Here is a 12,568-nt window from a genome sequence, read left to right on the forward strand (position 1 = left end):
GTATGAATATAAAAAAGTACGAGTTTAAAAAGATTCTATCCTCACCGATATTTCTAATTCTAATCCTTTTATTTATCGGATATAACGCGATGTTAATTCGAGACAAATCACATATTAGGAATAATTTAAATGCATTGAATGAAGTCGTTCATGAGGTGGGATATGTAATAACGGATGACATGATGTTAGAATTTCAACGATTTTATGAAACAAAACGCAACGAAGCATTTGAGCTGTTAGCAAAAAAAGGATACCCTTCCTTTGAGACAATGTGGGAATTTTTTGATTATTATGAATATGAAAGCAGCAATTCAAGATTAACGGGGGAGGAGATAACGTTTTTAGAGAGGGTATCAAGCATAGAAGCTTACTATTTTTTATCAAGTGATTTAGAGTTTGCTTACGAGGAAATTGATATCTCTATCATGGCAGATCTAGATTTAGCCAAAAGTCCTTACAATGAAAAAGTGAATCAGATGATTCGTAAAAATTATGATGAGTTTGCTGTCAGATTTGAAGAGTTAAAAGAACAAGGAGAACATAAAAACTTATTTTTCCATGGGAAGACATATAAGATGCACTCATTTTTATTTAAAGATTTAATCAAAGCGATGCTCTATGAAGGTATGATTTTAATTGTGTTAGCGACTGCCTTTTTGTTTCATTATGAGTTTGAAAGTAAAACGGCATCGGTGACATATACAACAAAGAGAGGGAGAAATCTAATTAAGGATAAGCTTTGTGTAACTCTTTTTGCTACAGTGCTAACGACGACCATTCTATTGGCAGTCACGCTTTTTATTTATTTTTCAGTATTTGATTACTCAGGACTTTGGAATACATCAATCAACAATTATTTTGCACAAGAGTACAAAATGCCATATTTGTCGTGGTGGAAGATGTCAGTTGCAACGTATTTAGCAGCAAGCATCGGAGTTGTTTATCTACTTGAGATTATATTTTGTGGGATTACATTTATATTAAGTACGTTTATAAGAAACACATATTTGGTATTTGGATGTTTTGCGGTTATGGTTGGCGGTGGAATCTTATTACCAACATTGATTTTGGCACGTTGGGATATCGTTGTCGCTTCCGTATATACACCATTTACGTTGATACTTAATACATCCTGGTGGTTTATGTTGAAAAGTGGTTTGATTACGAATAAATATTATGAGATTGTAACTTTAGTTACGTGGTCTGTTTTCGTATGCGCAATCGGAATCGTATGTATCAAGAAATTTAAAAGAGAAAACATGAAATAAGGGTGAGAGAATTGAAGATTATTATAAATGAGATGAAGAAGTTATTTAACTTAAAGATGATATGTTTATTGTTCCTAGGAAGTATCATATTCTATGAATTATTCATATCCTTTGAAATTGATTATTTTCCAAATGGAAGGCCAAATTTAGATGTGTATAATGTCACAGTACAAATGCTCCATGATTATGGTAAAGAGATGGATGAAGTGGAATTTGAACAGTTTAAGAACCAATATGAAGAAAAGATAAGACAAACGGATGATTTTTTGAGCCAGAATGTTGATTTTAATAACGTTTCCATTTACTCGTATGAAGATTATATTCGGGTAGAAGAACAGTCCTTTTTTGAACAAAGAAATGAAGCATTCGAAACGATGAAATGGGATTATCTAAATCGAAAAGAAGGAACATGCTTCTGGGAACTACAGACGATGGAATGGATAATAAGCACTTATGAGGGGAGAGACAACTATTACTTTGAAGGTTTGAATGAACAAAAGTTTAACAAAAGGGTGAATGAAATTATAGAACATAATGCAAATGAATCAATATTACCTTCTACGATTTTTAATAACTACAACGATTTCATTATGTATGTTGGAGTTTGTATCGCCGTAGGTATTATGTTTATGTTAACTCCATTATACCTAAAGGATCGAACCGGAAAGGTTGAGTATTTACAATATTCAAGTAAGCATGGCAGAAGATTGTGTAAAAGTAAGGTGATTGCTGGGCTTATGTCAGCATTTATCATTACGACTGTTGAACTTTTGATTTACTTTATCGTATATCGTGGAAACCAAACAAGTATGTTTATGGAAAGCAATATTAATTCTGCATTGAATCATAGTTTCTGGTTTGACCTAACATTCTTTCAATATATCGTCTGTACAGTCATATCTATCTATATGATAAGTATTTTTGTGGCATTAATTAGTATGTTTGTATCGCGCAAAGTAAATAGTTACGTCACAGGGATTGGAGCTTTGGTACCTACGGTATTTATCGTATGCGGGTTAACAGCAGGAGTCTTGTTGAATTTTATTTTCTCCATCTATTGGCCAAAGTATTTGGTCTTTGGAATCTATGTGGTATTCCTAGTAATTACAGTACCGTGTATGGTATGGATGTTGAGAAAAGAAAGAGTTATTGATATAAAAGGGTAGTAAGTAAATCCTACGAAATCATGCCGTTGCTGACGGATAGATTTCGTAGGAAGTGGATGGTTATACTTTTGGGAATATACAGGAGGAAGAGAACCTTCAGGGAAGTTATCCAAAGAAGTAAAAAGGATTAATCTAAGTACTTTAAATATATAGAATATTGATAAGTAATAAGTACATGCATGAGAGCAAGATTGACGATAACGAAGAAGAATTCGTAGGAGATAGCTTAAGCTTTAATGCAAAGCAGTCGGAGTAATTAAAATATCATTATTTTGGTATGCCATCTCGACAGTATAATCAAAAGGCACAGACACAATGAAACCTATGCATTTCTTTTGCAACTATATTGTAAAAGATTTTAAATAACTTTATCTTGCCTTTAGTAATAAAATAAATATTAGAGTAAAGTATTGATAATTTTATGTTTTTACATTATTATGGAGTACTAACTATCAAAAATTATTGTAAGGTACGATGAAGATGAAAAAAATTTATATAGTGTTTATTGCGTCAAATTTCAAATCAGGAAAATTAATTCGGTTTTTCACGAGAGGAAGATATAATCATATAGCATTTTCACATGAACCATATATATCTGAGGTTTATTCATTTGCTAGATATAATTATTACGAATCCCTTCTTGGAGGGTTTGGTCCAGAGTATTCGAATCGTTACTTATGCCAGGGAAAAGATATCGCAATAAAGATATGCCAGTACGATGTAGCTGAGGAACATTATGAGAGGATCAAGGAAAAGCTTGATTACTATGGAAAAACTAAGACAAGGTATAATATTTTGTCTGTTTTAACTTACCCATTGAAGAAACAGGTGGAGCTTCCGGATACCCATACGTGTATCAGCTTTATGTTAGAGTTACTAGAGTTAAACAATAACATCACCATAAATAAATTAGAAACGATGCTATCAAAGAGTGTTATATATGAAGGAAATTTAAGTAATCGATTATCATACGTAGCAGCTCTAGATGAAGATGAATTTTTTGTTCGGAAAAAGCGGCTTGACGTATGGAGAAAAAACTGTTTGTATTATTATTGGTTATTTGCTACATTGGTTAGATTACATATTTAGTGATGTTCTACCGCTATTACCTTATCACAAATTCAGTGAAAGTTAATAAGAAAAGCAATTTGGTAATATGTCAATAACTAATTTGAAATGATTTTAGATAGAAGGGGAACTTTAATAGACCTACGGTCTGAGTTCAACAGAATAAATAGGAAGTAAAATCAGTACAACTCTCCTTTAAACACGATACGGTGAACCGTATCATAAGTAACGGAGAGTTTTACTGCTTTTGGAAAAAGAGACGGTGGTTTCGAATCCCACCGTCTCCGCTTAGTATCATTAGTCTCAACCTTTAGGGGTTGGGGCTTTTTTTGGCTCTTTGTCAAGTCTTGGGGTGGGATTCACGGAATCCCGCTCCATTACTTCATTTAGAGCTATTTTAATGTTTTGGTTTATAATTCATGTTTTTGGGCGTGCCAAATAAGCCTCTTGCCTAGTCGTCCATTTTCTAATTAAATAGTGCAGTGTATAATTCTTGTTCGGAATCTATTGAAGTTACGCATTCCAAAAGATAATCTTTTTAGTACCTTGATTTTGTTATTGTAGCCTTCGGTAGGGCCATTTGTATATTTGTATTTAAAGGCATTTAATATACCTTTTGACCAGTTTCTATAGGTTTTGGCACAGTTCTCAAATTCAGGTATTCCTGATTTTTCAGCTGTTTTAACCCAATCCCAGAAAGCTGTTCGTTGATAAGAATACTTTTCGCTTTGGCAAATACCATAGAACCATTCTTTAAGATTGTGAGCTACTCTCAAGTCATCATTGTAAAGCAACATAAGGTCGCATGCTTTCTTGTTTTCATCCTTAAGCTTGGCGTAGCGAGTTAGTATTAGCTTTCGGCTACGTTTGTAGTATTTTCTGAGGTTTGCAGACATTGTTTTCTGGAGTCTTTTCCTCACATTTTCAATTGCCCATGTAACATACCGGATGAAATGGTATTTGTCGATAATGATTGTGGCATTAGGGAAATAAGCTTTTGCTAAGTCCACGTAAGGCTGCCACATGTCACAGACGAAGAACTTCACACGGTGACGCTCTGCTCGGCTTGTTTCTTTAAAATAGGCACTTAAATGGCTCTGCGTTCTGTCCGGTAGTATATCTAGAATGCTACGTTTCTTGGCATCCAAAAGAATACATTGGTATTTCCCCGCATCCGTATCTCCCTTGAACTCATCAATTGAGATACACTCTGGAAGAGAGGGAGCGGAATAGTTAACGGTGTCTAAAAGCCGGGTAACAGTATTTACTGATACATTCGTTATTTCAGCAACGGACTTGATATTTATAAGATTTCTGAGTAGGTCTATAATCTTGTAAGATAATCGTAAAGTACGCTGTTGATAAGAGGGAAGGAAATGATATTTTTCCGTAAATCTTTTACCACACTGGCAGACATAGCGTCTTTTCTTAAGGACCAAATATGTATGTTTCATTTGAAATGGCAGATCCTTAATTTCTTGATTACGGTAATCATGAATGCGTTTGGTTTGATTACCGCAGCAAGGACAAGTATGTAAAGAAGGAGCTGTTTCAATGAATATCTTTACATAGTGATCAGCATGCACAACTTTTTTGATATAAACATCTTTTAAATCTAAAAGATTTCTGGTACAATTAGAGTGCATTTATATGGAACCTCCTTTGGAAGTGTTTGTTTGGACGACGGGCATTTTCGGGGAGGCTTCTTTTATTTTATTACATAAAAAGAAGGTTGGGAATATGTTAAATGATACACACCCCAACCTTTATTATAGAACCCTTTTTTTGTTGAGTCGATAGTCGCTAAGTGGCAGGAGAGTCAAGGAAGTATTGGGAAGTGCGATTCTAATGTGGAATGACCTGGAATTGGAAATTAAAGGATGGCGTAGGCAAAGAGGGAGAAATGGTGATAGGAAGTTGGACACCCGATGGACACCTAAGTGACTAAATAAGAAGTTTAGATTAGAAAGAGAAAGTTGATTGCTGGAAAAATATAGTGTATTATAGGAGTGTAAATAAATTTTTAATCTATAACTAATCATAAAAATAGATAATACTAATTATAGCAATAATGGGAAGTTGATTTCATACTTCGGAATTAGTGAGAAGATAAATGCAATACATCAAATAGATTTTTTGAAAAAGGTGGTGCTAAGAATGAATCCAAATACTGATAAATTATACTTATATTTATGCAAAAATATAGAATTATTACAATTACCAATTATTGTAGAAGATGGTTGCGATGTTTTTCCAATACTTTTCAGTAAAATTGAACAATATATACAATTATTATGTGGTAATGATTGTCTTAGAAAGTATGTACATAATGCTGAAATAATTGTCCAAAGACTAAAAGAAGCTATAGAATCATATTTAAAGGGCAATATTAATATTGCTAATGATATTATTATGTTAATACTAGAAGATACAAAAAAAATGGGTGGCAAGTTAATAATTTCTACCATAGATGAATGTTTATCTGAAGATGAAATGGACCAACTATATAAAGCAAGAACAGGGAGTTTTCAACCATTCAGCGAAGATGAAATGCTTCATATTCCATTTAATAAAAGAGGTTTAGTCCAGAACCAAAGATACAGTATTAATGGAATGCCTTGCTTATATTTGGGCACATCAACCTATGTTTGTTGGGAAGAGTTAAGTCGTCCAGATTTCAATTCATTTTGGGTAAGCAGGTATGAGGTAAAAGACACCAGATTAAAAATTCTAAACTTATCATATACATTACAAGATATCATGAATTATAAAAATCATAATTCAAACGATTATGAATTAGAAAGAACTTTAATTGAATACTTTTTGTATTGGATAATACAGTGTGCATGTTCAATTTTTGTAAAAAATAAAAATAGAGTATTTAAAGAAGAACATATCATTCCTCAGTTAATAATGCAAAATATTCGAAGGACAGATATTGATGGGATTATGTATTTCTCTACTCGTGGTAAGTATACAGCTGGATATCGTGCTTGGATTATGAAAAATTTTGCTTTTCCTGCAGATGATTACGAGATACTCACAGATAATGTGTTTGATAATGAAAAATATAAAGAAAATAAATTATCTAGAAAACTAAAAGAAGCCTTTTCGTTGACTGCTCCATTAAATATGGGGTTAATAAGAGTAAGATCAGGGAATGAATTTTGTATAAGTGAAGAAACAAAATGTATAAATGAAGCGCTTAAGTACATTGAAATTGCTAAACCTTCGATAAATTCAGATCGGATTAGTAGCCTTATAGCTTTGTCAGAGAAAAATTATATGCGTTACGAATATACAAAATTCTATGAAATGGAATTAGAATTAAGGTATATGATTGCTAATAGGATTACATAACTCTGTATTCTAAACAACAAGTGAAGAGATAGAGAGGATTTTGTTCAAATTCAATTTGATGAATGCAAAGTTTTTATAGTGAACTTAAATGAGCATAGCTGACTTCCCATTATGTTTATAAGGACGAACTTAACCATAATGGAATATGTAAAGCATACTGTAACTTATTCGATGAGTTAAATCTTTGAAAATTAGATGGGGGATACATATGGGAGATTATAATTATTTCAAATTATCTTTACTCGCAGAAGATGGTGACTTGGGTGCTATGATTGATTTAGCTAGGTATGCTTTATCTATTAAAAAATATGATTTAGCATTCGAATGTATTAGTAAGGCTGTAATGTTATCAGACTATATAGATTCGTCTAGAACAATTGAGGCGTATGAGGAGTATGCTTCTTTACATATTAATGGTCGTGGATGTGAAAAGAGTGCTTTTATGGCTGCTTTTTGTTATTACTCAATTTATATTTTAGGTGAAAAAACGTATCATGATAAGTTAACATCTTTTGTATCTATTTACAAAGCAGAACTGATTAATGAAGTTCAATATAAACTGGTTATTGCCCAAATTGAGATTAATAGTATAGGCGCACATATCCTTCCTAGAAAAGATTATAATTTTTTTATATATCTACTGAAAGAATTATCATTTTCATCTATTGAAATCACACAGTTCACACAAGGAGTTGAAATTTTGGATGTTGATATTGAAAAAATTTCAGATGTCGGTAATACTTTTGAAGTAATTTATTTTAAGAAACAGGCAATGAACTATATAAATAAGTGCTTTACTGATCTGAAAGAAAAACAAGAAGCTTTAAAACAAGAATTTAATAAAAGTAATGAAGAGGAAAATCAAATGAATATTATAAAATCATTTGAAGATCGAGCAAAGAATTTAAAAAACAATCTTTCAAGCTCGTATTCAACATTGGGGGATACAGCTCAAGTAATTGAAGAAAATTATTATGCAGCGTACAATTATTACAACGGAATATGCTTTGGATCAAAAGACTCTTATGACAAACTAAATGGGATTATCGATAAAAAAGATGTATATACGGGACTTAATCAAAGAATTCAAGAACTATTTAGTTTTATTTCTGGTAATAAAGATATTAAGTTTGAAACAAATGAATTTGATTTTATTCTTTTTTTAATGAAATATTATGATTTTCAAGAAAAAGATATAAAGGCTGTTGATAGTACATTATAGCTAGATTTAAAGTAAAATAATTTATTTCACAATTGAGAAGTTAAACCAACTTCCCATTATATTTAATCTGAGAATGTATGTTCATATAATAAAAGTCGCAGCTTTTGTTAATATACTATGACACCTTTAGGACACTTGAGACTATAATTTAGTAGTATTAGAATCTTTACATGATGCACTTTTCGACTCCTTCGTCGCTAAGAACAACACTTAGACCTAGTAATTATCCCAATTAAACAAATGTTCGAATCCCACCGCCTCCGTTTGGGAAGATTAGTCCCAACCTGAAAGGGTTGGGATTTTTTATGCGAGAAGAGAGTTAACATACCTTAAATTGTTGGATATGTTAGCTCTTTCTTTGAAATTGTTACTAAATAGAACCGTGGATTTTAATAGGATTAGGTGCGGTTGTTATACTAAAAAGATAAATTCAAAATAAATTTCGCTTATGTTTATTGAGTTGATTTTCATGAGTTTGAGACTTGATATCGGATATTAGAATATAGAAAGGTAAATTTACATATTACACCAAAATATTAATGCCATTGATAATAGCAAACAGCCATGGTAAAATACACCATAATATGACATTGAATAAGTTTTATGAGGTGGGTATGATTGAATTTCAAGTTGATGAGTGGAGAAACCCTGTAAAAGACTACCTAAATTTAAGTATAGATAATTGTTATACATTGTATTATGATGAGTGTAATAATTGTCGAAAGTTTTGTATTAAGGAGCAGTCTTATAATGTACCTGCTGAAGAAGATTTTGTTTTAGCAGGAGTGGGGTATGTGAGTAATCAGAAACCTGATTATGATTTTGGACGGTTGTGGTCAGATTTAAGACTCCAGAAAAATGTTAAAGAAATTAAGTTTACAAAGCAATTTCCTAAAGGCAATTTTTTAGAGTGTATGTCAAGTAGAAGAACTGAAGCATTTTTAGAATGGTTGGATGGTAGTGGTTTGTCTATTCACTGCTCGCATGTTAATAATCTATTTTATTCAACTGTTGATATTGTTGATTCAATAGCTGATATGGACGATATTACTACATTTGGTTATGATATTTACCCATTGAAAAATGTCGTATATAAACTATTTCTATCAAACAGAACATATTTTTGATGAAGAGACGGAGATTTATAAAGTCCTTAGTACATATGATATAAAGGATGACAATAAAAAACTAAGCAATTATAAATTTGTAAAATCAGAAAGTGAATCGTTAGTTCAAGTGTCGGATGTTGTCTCTGGATTGTTTGGTAAGTTCTTCATTTATGTAAATACAAATGAACATATGGTTTTTTTCATATTAAATCTTCACTTTCTGATTTACAAAGAAAAAATATAAAATTATTTTATAAGATACTTATGGATTCTCAAAATAAGAATCCTGCATTTATGCATTCAATAGCGAGTTACACTGAATTACGTAAAATCAGTGATTTCTTTGAAATATTTGGGTAGATTGAGAGGAGAAAGAAGTTATGAAGTATATATTAATGGATACAAATATATATTTAGATATACTTATCGATAGAAAAAATCAGGTATCAAGTAAATTGGTTGAGACATTTGAGAAATTACTGGATTATGATGAGATAAAACTCATTGTACCATCTATAGTAAAGTTTGAAACTTATAAGCATATATATGAAGAATTTGATAAAGTTAGTAAAAATTTAAAGAAAACCATAAAAAATATAGAACAGTTATATGGGATAAATGCCTATAAAGTTAATAGTCTTGACATCAAAGATTATAAGAAGAAATCTAAAAAAGAATTACAAGATGCAGCAGATATGTTTGAGGCAAACAAGGAAACTTATCTAGAAGATTTGAAAAGATTAATTGAGAAGGTCTTTAACCACAGAAACACTATTATAATAAATGAAGATGATAACTTAATAAAATCTTGCTTCCTTAGACGAATGTATAAAAAGGCACCTTTTCACATAGAGGGAAAAGATTCAATTGCTGATGGGATGATTACGGAAACATTAATAAATATTACTTATTACATCACAGTTGATGATGACAGTGAGGTATATTTTGTTACTGGCAATTATACTGACTTTGCGGACAAGGATAATAAAGACATCTTACATCCGCATATTGATCAAGACCTTGTGAGTAATGGATTAGATAAAAAAGTATCTTATATTAGGACATTTCAGCAGCTTATTGGAAAATCGTTAGTTCAAGAAGTCACTAATGCTAATTTAAAAGAAGAATTTGAACGTGAGTTGGAGGAAGAAGAGGAGCAACTACGAGAACAGCAAGAGATGGAATATAGTGATTTATACCGTGAGAGTTTTGGATTAAGCTCTTTAAGTAGCTTTGAATCTAACTTAGAGGATACTTTTATAGACAGTGATTTTTATGAAAAGGTTTGTTCAGTATTTAGAGATATTAATGGTACTTACTCAGCATTTGAAGATTTTGCGTCGTTTTACGAGTATGATCTAATTGATTATTTTAATACATTGAGTTTAGCAGACATAGAAAGTGTTATACAAAAAATGAACGAATTTTTTGACAACATCGGTGAGGCTACTGTAGTTCCGTCATTTGAGGGGATATGCAATATTAAAGATTGGATTCTTGCTAAAGTTGAAGAGTTAGATTATTGTAAATATGATATTAGATTACCTGATGTATTAGAATTTGGAGATGAAATTGCAATATTTGATGTTCATAAGCAAAAATCTTATCTCATTATAGATGAATTGCAGCTATCACCTGATGATGGAGGGCAAGATGATATTGACATTCGTATTAAGGATGAGAGTGGAGATATACTAGCAAGAGGATACATACAAGTAACATATGGAAACATGGAATTAGATGAGGATGGAGGTCTTGGTGATGGATGCTCTGAAGGAGTAGATTATAATGCATTAGAAATTGAAGAGCAAATTGAGCAAATTGCCTTGGAACTAGAAGCAGAAAGGATCAAGAATGAAGAATTAATAGATGATTTAAGAAATCGATTTGGTTTATAAGCCACGATAGAACTTTTTTTGAGATTAAAGAAAAACAATAATATCGATATTTATAGTGTAAGATTTGATCAGTTATTATCCTAAAAATTTGGTGAATCATCGAAGAATATGATATATCAATTTGACAAAATACATAGTGAGACAAGGAAGAATAATTCAATTAATGACAAAGGTTAAAAGGAGAGATTAATGTTCACAGATAATGAAGATTTATTTTTTGCACCAATAATTGATATAGAAATACATTATTTACAACAATATACTAGTGTTTTTGATTTGGGAAACACTATAGTTGATTTACAAGCTCTGGTTAGCGGAATCACAAGAATATGTGAAGATGATTGTGGGTTGTTTCTTGAAGAGAATCCTTACTATAAAATAGATAAGCCTATACCAAGACAAGAGAAAATAAAAGAAATTATCTTAGATGAGGTACCAGAGAACAATATTGTAGATATTGATAAATTAAGTAAAAGAATTGAGGCTCAATTTGCTCCTGAGAAAGTGGCTTATCAAGGAGTAAGGGCATATCCTACTATTTCAAGAAAGTTTTCTAGAAGATATAAGAATTTAATAAGATTAAATACTTTTAGTCAAGGGAGTCTTATTTTAGACATAGCAACATCAGTAATATCTGGACTTATTTTAAAGTTTATAGAGAGACTATTTGTCGATGATAGTTCAATTCAGGTAACTATAAATAATAATATTATTATTATAAATGATAACGATAGTAATAAAAAGATAGTTCGAGTAAAAGAGTACAATAGTCAAGAAGTGTTAGCTCAATCAAGAGGTATGACATTAGACCAATATTATGATGCTATACTTTCATCAGTAGAAGTTAATAATCAGGATATCGAGACATCAGTTGTGAGTTTGTTGCAAAAACTATCTAATGATAAAATATTATCAACACAAGTTATTTATGATAAGAAAGGAATAAAGACACTCACCAATGATATAGAGCGTATGCGAGGTAATCTGTTAGATGTAAGTATTTAAGTTATTACCCTATTTGAAAAAGTAATATTGAAAAGCAAAATAAATCAATAAACTTATACATGTAAAAAAAAGTAAAACTCTCCTTTCAACACGATACGGTGAACCGTACCATAAGTAAAGGAGAGTCTTACTATTTTAGGAAGAGAGATGGTGTGTTCGAATCCCACCGTCTCCGCAGATTATCTTATAATGTGAAAACATTGTGGGGTAGTCTTTTTTTGTTGGTGGGAATGCATTTGGTAGTTGGTGATTTGTGCGCAACACGTTGAGGACACTTGTAATGAATGTTGTTATATGACTTAAGAGTTCTTGCATTAAATACATTAAATAGCATTGTATAGAATATTTAAATAATACTAGAAAAATTTAACATACATATAGTTGAAAAGAGTGTGAAAATGATATAACATGGTATATAATGGAACAATCAAAAGATATATGGTACAGTGTATTATAGCAATAATGAGAAGTG

9 protein-coding genes are annotated in these 12,568 nt (G+C 31.3%); 8 read left to right on the forward strand and 1 reads right to left on the reverse strand.

Going from position 1 to position 12,568, the window contains the following annotated elements; all coding sequences use genetic code 11:
- Positions 1-2 precede the first annotated feature (2 nt).
- The 3 genes from CPHY_RS04875 (at position 3) to CPHY_RS04885 (ending at position 3,523) form a co-directional block, all read left to right on the forward strand.
- Positions 3-1,268, forward strand: coding sequence for an ABC transporter permease subunit (locus CPHY_RS04875; protein WP_012198946.1), 1,266 nt, complete (start codon positions 3-5; stop codon positions 1,266-1,268).
- An 11-nt stretch (positions 1,269-1,279) separates the two neighbouring features.
- Positions 1,280-2,434 carry a hypothetical protein gene (locus tag CPHY_RS04880; RefSeq protein ID WP_012198947.1) on the forward strand — a complete coding sequence of 385 codons (1,155 nt, stop codon included), beginning with the start codon at positions 1,280-1,282 and terminating at the stop codon, positions 2,432-2,434.
- Between the two features lie 474 nt (positions 2,435-2,908).
- Positions 2,909-3,523, forward strand: coding sequence for a hypothetical protein (locus CPHY_RS04885; RefSeq protein WP_041703209.1), 615 nt, complete (start codon positions 2,909-2,911; stop codon positions 3,521-3,523).
- 449 nt (positions 3,524-3,972) lie between these two features.
- Here CPHY_RS04885 and CPHY_RS04890 read toward each other — a convergent pair whose 3' ends face one another.
- Entirely contained in the window at positions 3,973-5,148 is a 1,176-nt protein-coding gene (locus CPHY_RS04890) for an ISL3 family transposase (RefSeq protein ID WP_012198949.1), read from the reverse strand.
- A 511-nt stretch (positions 5,149-5,659) separates the two neighbouring features.
- Between CPHY_RS04890 and CPHY_RS20605 the strand changes: the two genes are divergently transcribed.
- The 5 genes from CPHY_RS20605 (at position 5,660) to CPHY_RS04915 (ending at position 12,096) form a co-directional block, all read left to right on the forward strand.
- Positions 5,660-6,862 carry a hypothetical protein gene (locus CPHY_RS20605; protein ID WP_012198950.1) on the forward strand — a complete coding sequence of 401 codons (1,203 nt, stop codon included), beginning with the start codon at positions 5,660-5,662 and terminating at the stop codon, positions 6,860-6,862.
- 208 nt (positions 6,863-7,070) lie between these two features.
- Positions 7,071-8,084, forward strand: a complete 1,014-nt coding sequence (locus CPHY_RS04900; RefSeq protein ID WP_012198951.1) for a hypothetical protein — start codon at positions 7,071-7,073, stop codon at positions 8,082-8,084.
- A gap of 614 nt (positions 8,085-8,698) precedes the next feature.
- On the forward strand, positions 8,699-9,211 hold the full coding sequence (locus tag CPHY_RS04905) for a hypothetical protein (RefSeq protein ID WP_049762299.1): 513 nt from the start codon (positions 8,699-8,701) through the stop codon (positions 9,209-9,211).
- Between the two features lie 362 nt (positions 9,212-9,573).
- Positions 9,574-11,091 (forward strand): PIN domain-containing protein, encoded by a 1,518-nt coding sequence (locus tag CPHY_RS04910; protein ID WP_012198953.1) that lies wholly within the window; start codon positions 9,574-9,576, stop codon positions 11,089-11,091.
- A gap of 189 nt (positions 11,092-11,280) precedes the next feature.
- Positions 11,281-12,096, forward strand: a complete 816-nt coding sequence (locus CPHY_RS04915) for a hypothetical protein (protein ID WP_012198954.1) — start codon at positions 11,281-11,283, stop codon at positions 12,094-12,096.
- The last annotated feature ends 472 nt before the right edge of the window (positions 12,097-12,568 follow it).

This window comes from Lachnoclostridium phytofermentans ISDg, assembly GCF_000018685.1.
In the GTDB taxonomy this organism is placed as follows: Bacteria; Bacillota; Clostridia; order Lachnospirales; family Lachnospiraceae; genus Lachnoclostridium; species Lachnoclostridium phytofermentans.